We start from the raw sequence: 15775 nt of genomic DNA, 5'->3' as shown, positions 1-15775 counted from the left end.
AAACAGTGGAACGAGCGTACAGGAATGTCGCATACGTATAATTTTTCTACGAAGTTAAACGTTTGCGCGGCGAAATTTATCGATGTTTCGAAGATGTTACATGTTGGCGGGGGCACTTAAAGCACCACGTTGGTGCGTTTAAATGCTACATGTAACGGTGCTCGCGGCAGCCTCAGCTACCGCGAGCAGTACAAAAGGTAACGCTGCTCAGGGCATCTGGATTTCAATGGTACCGTCGGCACTGAGGGTGACCTGGCTGGTACCCGCTTCGATTTCCGGTGCTGGTGCGGCGTCTTCGGCCATGCCCGCTTTCATCATCATCGGTGCACTGCGAGCGTACGGATGCGGATAACCGCTGCTATTAAGGTTCAGGTTGACGACTTTGTAACCCTTGCCACCCAGGGCTTCGGTGGCCAGTTGCGCACGGGCCTTGAAGGCGTTGACAGCATCCTTGAGCAAGTCGTCTTCGCTGGTCTTGCGTGTGGCCGGGGCGATGGAGAAATCCATGCCGCCCATTTTCAGGTCCTGCAGCAAGGTCCCGGTAAGCTTCGACAAGGCCGGGAAGTCGGCGCTTTCCAGACGCAGTTCGGCTCGTTCACGCCAGCCGGTGATTTTCTGGCCTTTGTTGTCGTAGATCGGGTAGCTGTTGCGACTGCCCTGACTGATTTTGATCTCCTTGACGTCGCGGGCCTGCTGCACCGCCTTGTTCATGGTTTCAGTGATCTCTTTTGCCAGCTTGCCCGGGTCGGTATTCTGCGCTTCGCTGTACAAGGTCACGATCATCAGGTCGCGTGCCACTTCTTTGCTGACCTCAGCACGCAGCGAGATCTGGTTGTAGCGTGGCTCTTCTGCCAATGCTGGAAGACTGGCAAGCAGGCTGGAGGCCATCACCAGGGCGGCGCTGCGACGGGAATTAAGCATGTATGACTCCTTGAAATTGAGGCGTGGACGCTGTGAAATCCATTCCACGCAGGCCCATGAGACTCGCAACAGTGTAGTGAGGTTCAAAAAGGCCATCATTGTTGTGTAAAAAAGTGTGGCGCTTTGCCGCATCCCTGCAGACCAAGGTGCAGCTTCGGTATACTCGCCACGATTCGCCCTGGAGCACTCATCAGGAGAGCTCATGCTCGCCCCCGTACAAATGCTTTCCGCAACTCGCCAGAACCTCTGGCGCCTGACCTTCATCCGCATTCTGGTACTGGCTGCCCAGGCAGGTTCGGTGGGCGTCGCCTACTGGACCGACTTGCTGCCGCTGCCTTGGTTGTCGCTGGTCATTACCCTTGGCCTGTCGAGCCTGCTGTGTGCCTTTACGGCCTTGCGCCTGCGTTTGTCGTTGCCTGTCACTGAACTTGAATACGCCTTCCAGCTCGCCTGTGACCTGTTGATCCACAGCGCCTTGTTGTATTACTCCGGGGGCTCGACCAACCCATTCGTTTCTTATTACCTGGTGCCTCTGGCTATTGCCGCGGTGACCTTGCCCTGGGTCTATTCATTGGTGCTCTCGGGCATCGCCCTGGCGGCCTACAGTTTGTTGCTGGTGCAGTTCTACCCGCTGGAGACCTTCCCCATGGCGCGGGAGAAAATGCAGGTCTACGGCATGTGGTTGAGTATTGCCCTGGCCGCTGCAGTGATCACATTTTTTGCGGCGAAGATGGCTGAAGAGCTACGTCGCCAGGAACAGCTGCGTGCAGAGCGGCGCGAAGAAGGGCTGCGCGACGAACAGTTGCTGGCTGTCGCCACCCAGGCCGCCGGTGCTGCCCATGAGCTGGGTACACCGCTGGCGACCATGAGCGTACTGATCAAGGAAATGCGCCAGGACCATCACGATCCGTTGCTGCAGGAAGACCTGGCGGTGCTGCAGGATCAGGTCAAGTTGTGCAAGGAAACCCTGCAGAATCTGGTGCGCGCTGCAGAAGCCAACCGGCGCATGGCGGTGGAGCTTCAAGATGTTACTGCCTGGCTGGATGAGGCACTCAACCGTTGGCACTTGATGCGTCCCGAGGCCAGCTACCGTTTCCAGCGCCTGGGGCAGGGCAGCGTACCGCAACTGGCGCCACCGCCTGACCTGACCCAGGCGCTACTGAACCTGTTGAACAATGCAGCTGATGCCTGTCCGGACGACCTTGAAGTGCGCCTGGACTGGGACGCACAAGATGTACTGATCAGCATCCGCGATCATGGTCCGGGCGTGCCGGTGGCCATAGCCGAATCGATCGGAAAACCCTTCTTTACTACCAAGGGCAAGGGTTTCGGCCTAGGCCTGTTCTTGAGCAAGGCCAGCGTTACCCGTGCTGGCGGCTCGGTAAAACTCTATAGTCATGAAGAGGGCGGTACGCTCACCGAGCTACGCCTGCCGCGTGACGCGCGAGGAGATGTGTGATGAGTGATGAAATCCAGGTTGAAGGCGAAGAGCTCCCGCACTTGTTGCTGGTAGACGACGACGCCACCTTTACTCGAGTCATGGCGCGGGCCATGAGCCGCCGAGGTTTTCGCGTGAGCACGGCGGGTTCCGCTGAAGAGGGATTGTTGCTGGCCCAGCAGGATGTACCGGACTACGCCGCCCTGGACTTGAAGATGGATGGCGACTCGGGCCTGGTGTTGTTGCCCAAACTGCTTGAGCTCGACCCGGAAATGCGCGTGGTGATCCTCACCGGTTACTCGAGCATCGCTACGGCGGTAGAAGCCATCAAGCGCGGCGCCTGCAACTACCTGTGCAAACCGGCTGATGCCGACGATGTACTGGCGGCCTTGTTGTCCACCCACGCAGATCTTGACAGCCTGGTGCCGGAAAACCCGATGTCGGTAGACCGTCTGCAGTGGGAGCATATTCAGCGCGTGTTGACCGAACACGAAGGCAATATCTCTGCCACGGCACGTGCCCTGGGCATGCATCGACGTACCTTGCAGCGCAAACTGCAGAAGCGTCCGGTTCGGCGCTGAGACTGGTTATCGGCTGCCCCGATGAGTGTGGGCTTGCCCTGCGATTGCGTGGCTTTGTTGCTGGCGTATCATTAGCCGCCTAACGACAGTCAACGGAATCCTTGCGCATGCTCGCCCTTTTCCTCCAGACGCTGAACATCACGGCACCCGTGTTTGCCATGCTGTTCATGGGCGTGCTGCTCAAACGTATCCATGCAATCAACGACGGCTTTATCCACACCGCTTCGGCACTGGTGTTCAACGTATGTATGCCGGCGCTATTGTTCTTGGGGATTTATCACGCCGACCTGAGCACGGCAGTACAGCCGCAATTACTGCTCTATTTTGCCGCCGCTACCCTGATCGGCTTTGGCCTGGCCTGGGGCATGGCAATCTGGCGTTGCCCGCGGGAAGACCGCGGGATCTACACCCAAGGCGCGTTTCGTGGCAACAACGGGGTGATCGGCCTGGCGCTAGCGGGGAGTATGTATGGCGACTACGGCATTTCACTCGGCGCTGTTCTCGCTGGCCTGGTTATCTTGCTCTACAACTCGTTATCGGTGGTGGTGCTTGCGGTGTACAGCCCCAGCGCCAAGTCCGACCCCTGGAGTATTTGCAAAAGCATTCTGCGCAATCCACTGATCATCAGTGTGCTGCTCGCGGCTGTGCTCGCTTATGGGCAGGTTGCACTGCCTAACTGGCTGCTGACCTCAAGCGATTACCTTGCACAAATGACCTTGCCGCTGGCACTGATTTGCATCGGTGGCACTTTGTCGCTGACGTCCCTGCGTCAAAGTGGCGGGTTGGCGGTGAGTGTCAGTCTGTTGAAAATGGTCTGGCTACCATTACTGGCCACCGTGGGTGCCTTTCTCTGTGGTTTTCGTGGCGCCGAACTGGGTATTTTATTCCTCTATTTCGGCAGTCCCACAGCAGCGGCAAGCTATGTGATGGCCCGATCCAGCAATGGCAACCATCAACTGGCTGCGGCGATCATCGTGATAACTACGCTGATGGCGGCGATTAGCACCAATATCGGCATCTTTTTCTTGCAGTGGGGCGGCTGGATCTAGATTCTGTAAAAAAATAATTCCAATACTGCCTCTTACCTTCGAGGACACTTCATGCAAGACGAGATCACCCCAGAACGGCTGCACCGGGGGCTGAAAAACCGCCACATCCAGTTGATTGCGCTGGGGGGCGCTATCGGCACCGGCCTGTTTCTTGGGATTGCGCAAACAATCCAGCTGGCCGGCCCTTCGGTATTGCTCGGTTATGCCATTGCCGGTGTGATTGCCTTTTTCATCATGCGCCAGTTGGGTGAGATGGTGGTCGAAGAGCCGGTTTCCGGCACCTTCAGCCACTTTGCCCATCGCTACTGGAGCGAGTTCGCCGGGTTCATGTCCGGTTGGAACTACTGGGTGCTCTACGTACTGGTAGGCATGGCCGAACTCACCGCCGTGGGTATCTACATCCAGTATTGGTGGCCGGGTTTTCCGACCTGGGCCACCGCAGCCATTTTCTTCGCGATAATCAACCTGATCAATCTCAGCCAAGTGAAAGTCTTTGGTGAGATGGAGTTCTGGTTCGCCCTGATCAAAGTTGTGGCCATCGTCAGCATGATTGCCTTTGGTGGTTACCTGCTGATCAGTGGTACCGGTGGGCCTGACGCCAGCGTTGCCAACCTGTGGCAGCACGGCGGCTTTTTCCCCAATGGCGTCGGCGGCCTGATGATGGCCCTGGCCGTGATCATGTTTTCCTTCGGTGGCCTGGAGCTGGTGGGCATCACTGCCGCTGAAGCCGACAATCCCAAGCACAGCATTCCCCGCGCGACTAACCAGGTTATCTATCGCATCCTGATTTTCTACATTGGTGCCCTGGCAGTGCTGTTGGCGCTGTATCCGTGGCAGAAAGTAGTGCAGGGCGGCAGTCCCTTCGTGATGATTTTTCATGCCTTGGACAGCAACGTTGTTGCCACCATCCTCAACATGGTGGTGTTGACCGCGGCGCTTTCGGTTTACAACAGTTGTGTGTACTGCAACAGCCGCATGCTCTTCGGCCTGGCTGTGCAGGGTGATGCACCCAAGCGTCTGCTCAAGGTCAATGCCAGGGGCGTACCGTTGGCGGCCTTGGGGATTTCGGCGCTGGCGACTGGCTTGTGTGTGGTAATCAACTACCTTATGCCGGCTGAAGCCTTTGGCTTACTGATGGCGTTGGTGGTGTCATCGCTGGTAATCAACTGGGGCATTATCAGCATTACCCACTTGAAGTTCCGTCGCGCCAAGCAGGCTGCAGGCCAGACGACGTTCTACAAAAGCTGGGGCTATCCGCTGACCAACTATGTGTGCCTGGGTTTCCTGGCCCTGATTCTGGTCATCATGTACTTGACCCCGGGCATCCGTATTTCGGTGTTGCTGATTCCAGCCTGGCTGGCTGTGCTGGGCGTGGCTTTCTGGTTGAAGAAAAAAGGCCACAAGGCCGCCGTCGCTGCCGACTGACGGCCCGTGCCTGGGGGTGATCGATCAGCTGTTCTGGTAGCTATCGATCACTTCCTGGGCGGCGCGAAACGCGTCGATTGCCGCCGGCACACCGGCATACACTGCGCAATGCAACAGTGCTTCTCGAATCTCTTCGACACTGCAGCCATTGTTCAAGGCGCCGCGCACGTGGCCCTTGAGTTCCTGTGGGCATTTGAGTGCCGTCAGCGCGGCGAGGGTAATCAGGCTGCGTGTTTTCAATGGCAATCCTTCACGGCTCCAAACACTGCCCCAGGCATGTTCGTTGACGAAGTCCTGTAGCGGCTGAGTGAACGCTGTGGCATTTCCCAGTGCACGGTCGACAAAGGTGTCGCCCATGACTTGGCGGCGGACCTGCTCGCCGGTTTTGGTGTTGTCGCCCATGTTGTTTTCCTTAGTGTTGGCGGCGCCAGGCGCGCAGGGTGGTATACAGCAAGAGCGCGCCCAGTGCTGGCAGCGCATAGAACAGCATCAGTTTTTCCAGGCGGGTGGCCAATGGCATGCCGGTGGTGAAGGCCACCACGTGCAAACCATAAGCCAGGTACAAGCCAAGAAACACCAGACCTTCGGCGCGGGTCACGCGATAGCCCGAGTAGAACACCGGCAGGCTCAAGGCGGCGACGCCAAGCATTACCGGCAAGTCGAAATCCAGGGCGTTGGGTGAGATCGACAGCGGCTCAGGTGCTAGCAGGGCGGTCAGCCCGAGCACCCCCAGCAGGTTGAACAAGTTGCTGCCAATCACGTTGCCCACGGCAATTTCCCGCTCGCCGCGCAGTGCAGCAATCAGCGAGGTGGCCAGTTCCGGCAGGGAAGTGCAAACCGCAACGACTGTCAGGCCGATTACCCGTTCAGACAGCCCCAGGTCGCTGGCAACCTCAACAGCGGCCTCCAGCAGCAAATGACCGGCCACACTCAATAAGCCCAACCCGGCAAGCATCAGCAACAGGCTGGTAAGCCAAAAACCGCCGCCTTGCTGCGGGCGTGGGCCGGGGGCAGGGAAGGTGCGGGCATAGTGACGCGACTGATGCCAGAGGACCGCCAGATAGGCGACCAAGGCCATCAACAGCAGCATACCTTCGAGTCGGCCAAGCAATTCATTGAGTGCCAGCAGATAGACCAGCAGGCTGGCGCCGATCATCAGCGGGATATCCAGGCGCACCAGTTGGCGCGAGACCCGCAGTGGGATGATCAGGGCTGCGAGGCCGAGGATGACCAGGATATTGAAAATATTGCTGCCGATTACGCTACCCACCGCCACGTCTGGGGCGCCGGTGTAGGCTGCCTGCAGGCTGACGGTCAGCTGCGGTGCGCTGCTGCCGAAGGCTACCAGGCTCAAACCGATGATCAGTGGGCGAACCTGCAGGCTGGCGGCAAGGCGCAGGGCCGAACGTACCAGCAGTTCGGCGCCGGTGATGAGCAACAGCAAGCCTACCGCCAGTTGCAGCAGGCTGAAGGTGGGTAAGGCGGCCAGGTCGAAAATGATCGTGCTCCGTAACAGGGTCAGTCGCTGAGACTTTGTACCCGTACACGCGCTGTTCCGCTACGGATCATGCCCAGTTTTTCTGCGGCAGCCCGTGACAGGTCAATCAATCGGCCGCGGGTGTGGGGACCACGGTCATTGATGCGCACAACTACGCTACGGTCGTTGTTGAGATTGGTGACCTTGACCTGGGTGCCAAATGGCAAGCTGCGGTGGGCAGCGGTCATGGCATTTTGATTGAAGGGCTCGCCACTGGCAGTACGTTTGCCATGATGGCGGGAGCCGTAGTAGGAGGCAGTGCCGGATTTGTCGTAACCGCGAGGATCAATATCGTGGCTGGCACAGCCGGCCAGCAGGGCAAAAAGCGCGAATGCGCTGAGAGGACGCCACATGTGTGCAGATGCTCCGTGGGGTGGCTTTCGCGGCGCACACCAGCTCCTACTGCGTGGGAGCCGGTGTGTCGGCGAAAAGCAGGTGACGCGAATTACCCTTCGAGCTTGTTTTTGAGCAATTGGTTCACTTGCTGCGGGTTGGCCTTGCCTTTGGAAGCTTTCATGGCCTGACCGACGAAGAAGCCGAACATCTTGCCGCGCTTGGCTTCATCGGCGGCACGGTACTGTTCGACCTGCTCGGCATTGGCGGCGAGCATTTCATCCAGCACTTTCTCGATTGCACCGCTGTCAGTCACTTGCTTGAGGCCTTCGGCCTCGATGATCTGGTCAGCATCACCTTCACCAGCCGCCATCTTCTCGAATACGACCTTGGCAATCTTGCCGCTGATGGTGTTGTCGAGAATACGCTGCAGCATGCCGCCCAACTGCGCAGCAGTGACCGGTGCCTGGTCGATTTCCAGGCCAAGTTTGTTGAGCAGGCTGCCCAGCTCGACCATGACCCAGTTGGCGGCCAGTTTGGCGTCGCCGCATACCGACACTACCTGTTCGAAGTAGTCGGCTTGTTCGCGGCTCGAAGCCAGCACGTTGGCGTCGTAGGCCGATAGGCCGAACTGGCTCTGGAAGCGCTCGCGCTTCTGCGGTGGCAGTTCTGGAAGGGTGGCGCGAATGCTGTCGAGGAAGGCACCCTCGATGACCACTGGCAGCAAGTCCGGATCGGGGAAGTAACGGTAGTCGTTGGCTTCCTCCTTGCTGCGCATGGAGCGCGTCTCGTCCTTGTTCGGATCGTACAGACGGGTTTCCTGGACGACTTTGCCGCCATCTTCAATCAGTTCGATCTGGCGCTGGATTTCGCTGTTGATCGCGCGCTCGATGAAGCGGAACGAGTTGACGTTCTTGATCTCGCAGCGGGTGCCGAATTCAACCTGACCTTTTGGTCGGATCGAGACGTTGCAGTCGCAGCGCAGCGAGCCTTCGGCCATGTTGCCGTCGCAGATGCCCAGGTAGCGGACCAGTGCGTGGATAGCCTTGACGTAGGCGACCGCTTCCTTGGCACTGCTCATTTCCGGTTCGGAAACGATTTCCAGCAGTGGGGTGCCGGCACGGTTCAGATCAATACCGGTGGCACCGCTGAAGTCTTCGTGCAGGCTTTTGCCCGCATCTTCTTCGAGGTGCGCGCGGGTTATGCCGATACGCTTGACGGTGCCGTCTTCAAGGGCGATGTCCAGGTGGCCCTTGCCGACAATCGGCAGTTCCATCTGGCTGATCTGGTAGCCCTTGGGCAAGTCAGGATAGAAGTAGTTCTTGCGTGCGAAGACGTTGTGATGACCGATCTCGGCGTCAATCGCCAGACCGAACATGCAGGCCATGCGCACGGCTTCCTGGTTGAGTACCGGCAGCACGCCGGGCATGCCCAGGTCGATCAGGCTGGCCTGGGTGTTCGGCTCGGAACCGAAGGTGGTGGCGCTGCCGGAGAAAATCTTCGACTGGGTGGCGAGCTGGGTGTGAATCTCCAGCCCGATGACAACTTCCCATTGCATGTGGTGATCCCTCAGAAGCCGTTAGGTGCGCGAGTGTGCCAATCAGTCACTTGCTGATAGCGGTGCGCGACGTTGAGCAGGCGGCCTTCCTGGAAATACGGGGCGAGCAACTGCACGCCGACCGGCAGACCATCGACAAAACCGGCTGGCATCGACAGGCCCGGCAGCCCCGCCAGGTTGGCGGTAATGGTGTAGACGTCTTCCAGGTAGGCAGCAACCGGGTCGTTGTTCTTGGCGCCGATCTTCCAGGCCAGGTTTGGCGTGGTCGGGCCGAGAATCACATCGACGTCGTTGAACGCTGCCATGAAGTCGTTCTTGATCAGGCGGCGGATTTTCTGCGCTTGCAGGTAATACGCGTCGTAGTAGCCGGCCGAGAGTGCATAGGCACCGACCATGATCCGGCGTTGTACTTCGGGGCCGAAGCCTTCGCCGCGGGAGCGCTTGTACAGGTCGGTCAGGTCAGCCGGGTTCTCGCAGCGGTAGCCGAAACGCACGCCGTCGAAACGCGACAGGTTGGACGAGGCTTCAGCAGGGGCGATGACGTAGTAGGCCGGAATCCCATGCTGCATGTTTGGCAGGCTGATTTCCTTGACCACGGCACCGAGCTTTTCCAGTTCCTTGACGCTGGCCTGGATCAAGTCGGCAATACGTGGGTCCAGGCCCGCTCCGAAGTATTCCTTCGGCAAACCGATGCGCAGGCCTTCGAGCGAGCCGTTCAGGGCGGCGCTGTAGTCGGGTACCGGCTCATCGATGCAGGTGGAGTCCTTGGCGTCGAAACCGGCCATGCCTTGCAACATCAGTGCGCAGTCTTCGGCAGTGCGAGCAAGCGGACCGCCCTGATCGAGACTGGAGGCATAGGCAATCATGCCCCAGCGCGAAACACGACCGTACGTCGGTTTCAGCCCTGTGAGGTTGGTCAATGCAGCCGGCTGTCGGATAGATCCGCCAGTATCGGTGCCGGTGGTCGCCGGCAGCAGGCGCGCAGCCACAGCTGCGGCGGAACCGCCGGACGAGCCGCCCGGTACGTGCTCCAGGTTCCATGGGTTCTTCACCGCGCCGTAGTGGCTGGATTCGTTGGCCGAACCCATGGCGAACTCGTCCATGTTGGTCTTGCCAAGGGTCACCGTGCCGGCTTCGGCCAGCTTGCTGACGACGGTGGCGTCATAGGGTGCCTTGAAGTTGTCGAGCATCTTCGAGCCACAGCTGGTGCGGATCCCTTGGGTGCAGAACAGGTCCTTGTGGGCGATTGGCGCACCCAGCAGGGGGCCGTTCTCGCCAGCAGCCCGACGGGCATCAGCCGCGCGAGCCTGGCTGATGGCCAGCTCTTCGGTGACGCTGATGAAGCTGTTCAGTTGCGGGTCGAGCTGGTTGATCCGCGCCAGCAGGGTGCGGGTCAGCTCTTCGGAGGAGAAGCTCTTGTCGGCGAGTCCGCGGGCGATCTCGGCCAGGGTCAATTGATGCATGGCAGGCTCTATTCCCTTACTCGATGACTTTCGGAACCAGGTACAGGCCGTTTTCCGTCGACGGGGCGATGGCCTGGTAACTGTCTCGATGGTTACTTTCTGTTACCACATCGGCGCGCAGGCGCTGATTGGCTTCCAGCGGATGCGCCAGTGGCTCAATGCCAGTGGTGTCGACTGCTTGCATCTGGTCGACCAGTCCCAGAATACTGTTCAGGGCATCGGTAGTGCGTGGTAGATCGGCTTCATTCAGGCCCAGTCGGGCCAGATGAGCGATCTTTTCCACGTCGCAGCGTTCAAGCGCCATGGGGATCTCCTGGGGAAACAAAAAACGGATTTGGTCCGCGATGAGGAACATGCTGGCGGATTTACGGTCATAAGGCCGCGATTGTGCGCTGGCTTGCTCGGAAAAACTGCCAATTTAACATATTGGCGCCTTGCCCAAAATCCCCGCCGTTGTTAGAGTTTGCCGCACTTTTTTACCCACGCGTTGCCTAGGGTCACTTTCCCATGTTCAAGAAACTGCGTGGCATGTTTTCCAGCGATCTTTCCATCGACCTGGGCACTGCCAACACCCTTATTTACGTGCGTGAGCGCGGTATCGTCCTGAATGAGCCCTCGGTTGTGGCCATTCGTACTCACGGCAACCAGAAAAGTGTCGTCGCGGTAGGTACCGAAGCCAAGCGTATGCTGGGCCGTACGCCCGGCAACATTGCTGCCATTCGTCCGATGAAGGACGGCGTCATCGCCGACTTCAGCGTTTGCGAAAAAATGCTGCAGTACTTCATCAACAAGGTTCACGAGAACAGCTTCCTGCAGCCAAGCCCGCGGGTACTGATCTGTGTGCCGTGCAAGTCGACCCAGGTTGAGCGTCGTGCGATTCGTGAGTCGGCGCTGGGCGCCGGTGCCCGCGAAGTATTCCTGATCGAAGAGCCGATGGCTGCCGCTATCGGTGCCGGCCTGCCGGTCGAGGAAGCACGCGGATCGATGGTCGTCGATATCGGCGGTGGTACCACCGAAATCGCGTTGATCTCCCTCAACGGTGTGGTCTATGCCGAATCCGTTCGTGTGGGTGGTGACCGCTTCGACGAAGCGATCGTGACCTATGTGCGTCGTAACTACGGCAGCCTGATCGGTGAGTCCACTGCTGAGCGCATCAAGCAGGAAATTGGTACTGCCTACCCAGGTGGTGAAGTGCGTGAAGTCGATGTTCGCGGCCGTAACCTGGCCGAAGGCGTGCCTCGTGCCTTCACCCTGAACTCCAACGAAGTGCTCGAAGCACTGCAGGAATCCCTGGCGACTATCGTTCAAGCGGTCAAAAGCGCGCTGGAGCAGTCGCCTCCGGAGCTGGCTTCGGACATCGCCGAGCGTGGTCTGGTCCTGACCGGTGGTGGTGCCTTGTTGCGCGATCTGGACAAGCTGCTTGCCCAGGAAACCGGCTTGCCGGTCATCGTTGCCGAAGACCCGCTGACCTGTGTTGCTCGTGGCGGTGGTCGTGCCCTGGAAATGATGGATAAACACACCATGGACCTGCTCTCCAGCGAGTAAGCTGGCTGCAGTAAACATGCCGCCCGGTTTACAGGTAGTGCCCACAGTGCTACCTGTATGTGCTGGGCTGACGTCCGCGTGGGCGTCATTTTCTGTCAATCCGCAAGCAGGCCGGTGCTTTGCCGTATGAATGACCTCTTGAATCGTCTTCCACGAGGAGCGGCTTATTAAACCGCTTTTCGCCAAGGGCCCTTCGCTGGGCGTGCACCTGCTCGTGCTGGTTGTGATGTCGATCACCTTGATGGTGGTTGATGCGCGCTTCCCGTTGCTCAAGCCCGTACGCAGCCAGATGGGCCTGGTGTTGATGGAGTCCTATCACATCACCGACTTGCCGCAGAGCCTGTGGCAGGGTATCGCCAGCCAGTTTGGCAGCCGTACGGAGCTGGTCGCCGAAAACGAAAAACTCAAGACCGAAGCCTTGCTGATGCAAGGGCGCGTACAGAAACTCGCCGCCCTTACCGAGCAGAACGTGCGCTTGCGCGAGCTGCTCAACTCCTCGGCATTGGTCAATGAGAAAGTCGAAGTCGCCGAGCTGATCGGTGTCGATCCCAACCCGTTCACGCACCGCATCCTGATCAACAAGGGTGAGCGGGACGGCGTGGTGCTAGGTCAGCCAGTCCTCGATGCCCGGGGCCTGATGGGCCAGGTGGTCGAGTTGATGCCCTATACCGCGCGAGTATTGTTGCTCACCGACACCACCCACAGCATTCCGGTGCAGGTGAACCGCAATGGCTTGCGGGCAATTGCCAGTGGCACGGGTAATCCCGAGCGCCTGGAACTGCGGCATGTCGCCGACACCGCCGACATCAAGGAAGGCGACCTGTTGGTCAGCTCCGGCCTCGGACAACGCTTCCCAGCCGGTTATCCGGTGGCCACGGTAAGGGAAGTTATCCACGACTCCGGCCAGCCGTTCGCCATTGTCCGGGCTGTCCCGACTGCAGCGCTCAATCGCAGCCGTTACTTGCTACTGGTGTTCACCGACAGCCGTACCCCCGAGCAGCGCGCAGCCGATGCTGCCATGGCTCAGGAGGCCGCGGATCGTCAAGGCTTGCCGGGTAGTGGTGATGCTGCACAGCCCGGCGCTGCGGCCACACCTCCTGCTCCGGCGACTGGCACAGCGCCAGCGACGCCTGCCAGCAACGGCCAGGCACCGGATGTAGCGCCCGCACCGACGACAACTCCGGCCGCAGCTGCCCCGACATCCACCCCGGAGAGACACTGATGGTAAGTACTCGCAGCCGTAACGGCTGGGTGGTCTGGCTGACGTTTGTGCTGGGCCTGTTACTCAGCGTTTCGCCATTGCCACAGTTTATGGAAGTCTTCCGGCCCATGTGGCTGGCACTGTTGCTGGCCTTCTGGACCCTGGCTCTGCCACATAAAGTCGGCATGACCACAGCCTTTTTTCTGGGCCTTGCCGAGGATGTGCTGTACGGCACTTTGCTGGGGCAGAACGCGCTGGTACTGACCCTGATTACGTTCCTGGTGCTGACCTTGCAACAGCGCCTGCGGATGTTCCCGATGTGGCAGCAGAGCCTGGTGATCCTGGTGATCTTCGGTCTGGCCCAACTGGTACAGCTATGGTTGAGCGCCCTGACCGGTAACCGTCTGCCGACGCTTGCCTTGATCTGGTCGGCTGTCATCAGTGCCTTGCTTTGGCCGTGGATCAGCTTTGCCCTGCGTGGACTGCGACTGCGTCTGAGCATCAACTGAATCCGCTTCCCGACGCTGACAGGGAGAAGTCACGATGACCCAGCTGTACCTGGCCTCTGGTTCACCCCGCCGCCGCGAGTTGCTGACCCAGATCGGCGTGCCCTTCACTGCCCTTAGTGCGGCGGTGGACGAAAGTCCTCTGCCCGATGAGGCAGCGCCTGCATACGTCGAGCGCCTGGCCGTAGCCAAGGCCAAGGCCGGACTGGCTGTTCTGCCGCCAATGGACGTGAGCGCTCGCCTGGCGGTGCTGGGTGCAGACACCGCCGTAGTCCTCGATGGCCAGATCCTCGGCAAACCTGTCGATCGCGAAGACGCCCTGGCGATGCTTGCCGCGCTTTCCGGACGCGAGCACAACGTGCTGACGGCAGTTGCGCTGGCAGATCAACAGCGTTGCCTGAGTGTTTGCGTCGCCAGCCAAGTGCGTTTTCGCACGATCTCCAGGCAGGAGGCCGAAGCCTATTGGGCCAGCGGCGAACCATTGGATAAAGCCGGTTCCTATGCCATTCAGGGGCTGGGTGCGATATTTGTACAGCGCATCGAAGGTAGTTATTCGGCTGTGGTGGGTTTGCCGCTGAGCGAAACCGCCGCGTTGCTGGGGCAATTTGCCATTCCTTGTTGGCAGTCGTTGTCGACCCGTTGATTGAGGACCATGCAGTTGCTAGCCAGTCGCCTGAGAGCGATCCATCATTACTGAAGTCCTTTGACGAGAGCCTGCCATGAGTGAAGAGATTCTGATCAATATCACACCGATGGAATCACGCGTGGCGGTGGTGGAAAACGGTGTTCTTCAAGAGGTGCATGTCGAGCGCACGCAGCGGCGCGGCATAGTCGGCAATATCTATAAAGGTAAAGTGGTTCGCGTGTTGCCTGGAATGCAGGCAGCGTTTGTCGACATCGGCCTGGATCGCGCAGCGTTCATTCACGCATCGGAGATTTCCCAGCGCGAAGGGTCGTCAGTGGAAAGCATCAGCGCATTGGTGCATGAAGGCCAGAGCCTGGTAGTGCAGGTCACCAAAGACCCGATTGGCTCCAAGGGCGCACGGCTGACCACCCAGTTGTCGATCCCCTCGCGTTACTTGGTGTACATGCCGCGTACCAGTCACGTCGGCATTTCCCTGAAGATCGAAGACGAAGCCGAGCGCGAGCGACTCAAGCAGGTAGTGACCGATTGCGTTGCCCAGGAAAACATCCAGGATGCCGGCGGTTTTATTCTGCGTACGGCGGCAGAAGGTGCGGGCGCTGATGAAATTCTCATGGATATTCGTTATCTGCGCAGGCTTTGGGATCAGATCGGTGCGCAGATCAAGACGGTTGGGGCACCAACGGAAATCTATGAAGACCTCGGTCTGGCGTTGCGAACCCTGCGCGATCTGGTCAACCCGAAAATTGAGAAAATCCGGATTGATTCCCGGGAAACCTTCCAGAAAACCACGCAGTTCGTCGGCGAATTGATGCCCGAAATTGCCGATCGTCTCGAGCACTATCCCGGCGAACGGCCGATATTCGACCTGTACGGCGTCGAAGACGAAATTCAGCGTGCGCTGGACCGCAAGGTTCCGCTCAAGTCAGGTGGCTATCTGGTGGTAGACCCGGCAGAAGCGATGACCACCATCGACGTCAACACCGGGGCCTTCGTTGGCCATCGCAACCTTGAAGAGACCATTTTCAAGACCAACCTCGAAGCGGCCACCGCCATCGCCCGTCAGCTGCGCCTGCGCAACATTGGCGGCATCATCATCATCGATTTTATCGACATGGAAGATGAAGAGCACCAGCGCCAGGTGCTGCGGACCCTGGAAAAGCAACTGGAGCGCGATCACGCCAAGACCAACATCATCGGTATCACCGAGCTTGGCCTGGTGCAGATGACCCGCAAGCGCACCCGTGAAAGCCTTGAGCAGGTACTGTGCGAGCCGTGCCATTGCTGCCAGGGCCGGGGCAAGTTGAAAACCCCGGAGACAGTTTGTTACGAGATTTTCCGCGAGATCCTTCGCGAGGCCAGGGCCTATCAGGCTGAAGGCTATAGAGTGCTGGCCAATCAGAAGGTAGTCGACCGTCTGCTTGATGAAGAGTCAGGCAACGTAGCCGAGCTTGAAACCTTCATTGGCCGAACCATTCGTTTCCAGGTCGAGTCAATGTACTCCCAGGAACAATACGATGTGGTGCTGCTCTGACGTCTGAATGCATCCGGTCGCACCGAGGGCTGGAAAAGTAC

General features: G+C 59.1%; 16 protein-coding genes. 9 read left to right on the top strand and 7 right to left on the bottom strand.

The window, feature by feature from the left end:
* Positions 1-207: 207 nt before the first annotated feature.
* Entirely contained in the window at positions 208-921 is a 714-nt protein-coding gene (locus H8F21_RS13135) for an SIMPL domain-containing protein (protein WP_203476391.1), read from the bottom strand.
* Positions 922-1990: 1069 nt separating this feature from the next.
* Here H8F21_RS13135 and H8F21_RS30005 point away from each other — a divergent pair.
* The 4 genes from H8F21_RS30005 (at position 1991) to H8F21_RS13115 (ending at position 5414) form a co-directional block, all read left to right on the top strand.
* Complete coding sequence (locus tag H8F21_RS30005) at positions 1991-2380, top strand: ATP-binding protein (RefSeq protein WP_413242971.1); 390 nt, start codon at positions 1991-1993, stop codon at positions 2378-2380.
* Positions 2380-2940, top strand: coding sequence for a response regulator transcription factor (locus H8F21_RS13125; RefSeq protein WP_136477995.1), 561 nt, complete (start codon positions 2380-2382; stop codon positions 2938-2940). The genes H8F21_RS30005 and H8F21_RS13125 overlap by 1 nt, the downstream gene beginning before the upstream one ends.
* Positions 2941-3047: 107 nt before the next feature.
* Positions 3048-3989, top strand: a complete 942-nt coding sequence (locus tag H8F21_RS13120; protein ID WP_203476387.1) for an AEC family transporter — start codon at positions 3048-3050, stop codon at positions 3987-3989.
* A 51-nt stretch (positions 3990-4040) separates the two neighbouring features.
* Positions 4041-5414: an amino acid permease gene (locus H8F21_RS13115; RefSeq protein WP_203476386.1), complete on the top strand. Its 1374-nt coding sequence runs from the start codon at positions 4041-4043 to the stop codon at positions 5412-5414.
* A 24-nt stretch (positions 5415-5438) separates the two neighbouring features.
* Here H8F21_RS13115 and H8F21_RS13110 read toward each other — a convergent pair whose 3' ends face one another.
* The 6 genes from H8F21_RS13110 to gatC form a co-directional block, all read right to left on the bottom strand.
* A complete protein-coding gene (locus tag H8F21_RS13110; protein WP_136477992.1) occupies positions 5439-5816 on the bottom strand; it encodes a carboxymuconolactone decarboxylase family protein in 378 nt (125 codons plus the stop codon).
* A gap of 10 nt (positions 5817-5826) precedes the next feature.
* Positions 5827-6870 (bottom strand): calcium/sodium antiporter, encoded by a 1044-nt coding sequence (locus H8F21_RS13105; RefSeq protein WP_203476459.1) that lies wholly within the window; start codon positions 6868-6870, stop codon positions 5827-5829.
* A gap of 62 nt (positions 6871-6932) precedes the next feature.
* Positions 6933-7304, bottom strand: a complete 372-nt coding sequence (locus H8F21_RS13100) for a septal ring lytic transglycosylase RlpA family protein (RefSeq protein ID WP_203476385.1) — start codon at positions 7302-7304, stop codon at positions 6933-6935.
* Between the two features lie 92 nt (positions 7305-7396).
* Positions 7397-8842, bottom strand: a complete 1446-nt coding sequence (gene gatB / locus H8F21_RS13095; protein ID WP_203476383.1) for an Asp-tRNA(Asn)/Glu-tRNA(Gln) amidotransferase subunit GatB — start codon at positions 8840-8842, stop codon at positions 7397-7399.
* Positions 8843-8853: 11 nt separating this feature from the next.
* Positions 8854-10305 carry an Asp-tRNA(Asn)/Glu-tRNA(Gln) amidotransferase subunit GatA gene (gatA, locus tag H8F21_RS13090; RefSeq protein WP_203476381.1) on the bottom strand — a complete coding sequence of 484 codons (1452 nt, stop codon included), beginning with the start codon at positions 10303-10305 and terminating at the stop codon, positions 8854-8856.
* Between the two features lie 16 nt (positions 10306-10321).
* On the bottom strand, positions 10322-10609 hold the full coding sequence (gatC, locus tag H8F21_RS13085; protein WP_136477987.1) for an Asp-tRNA(Asn)/Glu-tRNA(Gln) amidotransferase subunit GatC: 288 nt from the start codon (positions 10607-10609) through the stop codon (positions 10322-10324).
* Positions 10610-10812: 203 nt separating this feature from the next.
* Here gatC and mreB point away from each other — a divergent pair, with 203 nt between their 5' ends.
* The 5 genes from mreB to rng all read left to right on the top strand — a co-directional run bounded on the left by mreB (position 10813) and on the right by rng (position 15734).
* Entirely contained in the window at positions 10813-11850 is a 1038-nt protein-coding gene (mreB, locus tag H8F21_RS13080) for a rod shape-determining protein MreB (RefSeq protein ID WP_008371426.1), read from the top strand.
* A 214-nt stretch (positions 11851-12064) separates the two neighbouring features.
* Entirely contained in the window at positions 12065-13072 is a 1008-nt protein-coding gene (gene mreC / locus H8F21_RS13075; RefSeq protein ID WP_413242970.1) for a rod shape-determining protein MreC, read from the top strand.
* A complete protein-coding gene (mreD, locus tag H8F21_RS13070; RefSeq protein ID WP_136477985.1) occupies positions 13072-13560 on the top strand; it encodes a rod shape-determining protein MreD in 489 nt (162 codons plus the stop codon). Before mreC ends, mreD begins: the two co-directional genes overlap by 1 nt.
* 34 nt (positions 13561-13594) lie before the next feature.
* The gene (locus H8F21_RS13065; RefSeq protein WP_203476377.1) at positions 13595-14200 is read left to right on the top strand and encodes a Maf family protein; all 606 of its coding nucleotides are present in this window, start codon (positions 13595-13597) and stop codon (positions 14198-14200) included.
* A gap of 76 nt (positions 14201-14276) precedes the next feature.
* Complete coding sequence (gene rng, locus H8F21_RS13060; RefSeq protein WP_045184755.1) at positions 14277-15734, top strand: ribonuclease G; 1458 nt, start codon at positions 14277-14279, stop codon at positions 15732-15734.
* Positions 15735-15775 lie beyond the last annotated feature (41 nt).

The sequence above is a fragment of the Pseudomonas arcuscaelestis genome (assembly GCF_016881005.1).
Lineage (GTDB): Bacteria > Pseudomonadota > Gammaproteobacteria > Pseudomonadales > Pseudomonadaceae > Aquipseudomonas > Aquipseudomonas arcuscaelestis.
Note: the sequence above shows the minus strand (reverse complement) of the source record. Positions and strands in the feature narration are given on the sequence as shown.

Excerpts from the sequence above, each read along its gene's own strand:
- H8F21_RS13110 (WP_136477992.1), bottom strand. The coding sequence starts at position 5,816 with ATGGGCGACAACACCAAAACCGGCGAGCAGGTCCGCCGCCAAGTCATG.
- gatB (WP_203476383.1), bottom strand. The coding sequence starts at position 8,842 with ATGCAATGGGAAGTTGTCATCGGGCTGGAGATTCACACCCAGCTCGCC.
- H8F21_RS13100 (WP_203476385.1), bottom strand. The coding sequence starts at position 7,304 with ATGTGGCGTCCTCTCAGCGCATTCGCGCTTTTTGCCCTGCTGGCCGGC.
- H8F21_RS30005 (WP_413242971.1), top strand. The coding sequence starts at position 1,991 with ATGCGTCCCGAGGCCAGCTACCGTTTCCAGCGCCTGGGGCAGGGCAGC.
- H8F21_RS13120 (WP_203476387.1), top strand. The coding sequence starts at position 3,048 with ATGCTCGCCCTTTTCCTCCAGACGCTGAACATCACGGCACCCGTGTTT.
- rng (WP_045184755.1), top strand. The coding sequence starts at position 14,277 with ATGAGTGAAGAGATTCTGATCAATATCACACCGATGGAATCACGCGTG.
- H8F21_RS13135 (WP_203476391.1), bottom strand. The coding sequence starts at position 921 with ATGCTTAATTCCCGTCGCAGCGCCGCCCTGGTGATGGCCTCCAGCCTG.
- mreD (WP_136477985.1), top strand. The coding sequence starts at position 13,072 with ATGGTAAGTACTCGCAGCCGTAACGGCTGGGTGGTCTGGCTGACGTTT.
- gatA (WP_203476381.1), bottom strand. The coding sequence starts at position 10,305 with ATGCATCAATTGACCCTGGCCGAGATCGCCCGCGGACTCGCCGACAAG.
- H8F21_RS13115 (WP_203476386.1), top strand. The coding sequence starts at position 4,041 with ATGCAAGACGAGATCACCCCAGAACGGCTGCACCGGGGGCTGAAAAAC.
- gatC (WP_136477987.1), bottom strand. The coding sequence starts at position 10,609 with ATGGCGCTTGAACGCTGCGACGTGGAAAAGATCGCTCATCTGGCCCGA.
- mreB (WP_008371426.1), top strand. The coding sequence starts at position 10,813 with ATGTTCAAGAAACTGCGTGGCATGTTTTCCAGCGATCTTTCCATCGAC.
- H8F21_RS13065 (WP_203476377.1), top strand. The coding sequence starts at position 13,595 with ATGACCCAGCTGTACCTGGCCTCTGGTTCACCCCGCCGCCGCGAGTTG.
- H8F21_RS13125 (WP_136477995.1), top strand. The coding sequence starts at position 2,380 with ATGAGTGATGAAATCCAGGTTGAAGGCGAAGAGCTCCCGCACTTGTTG.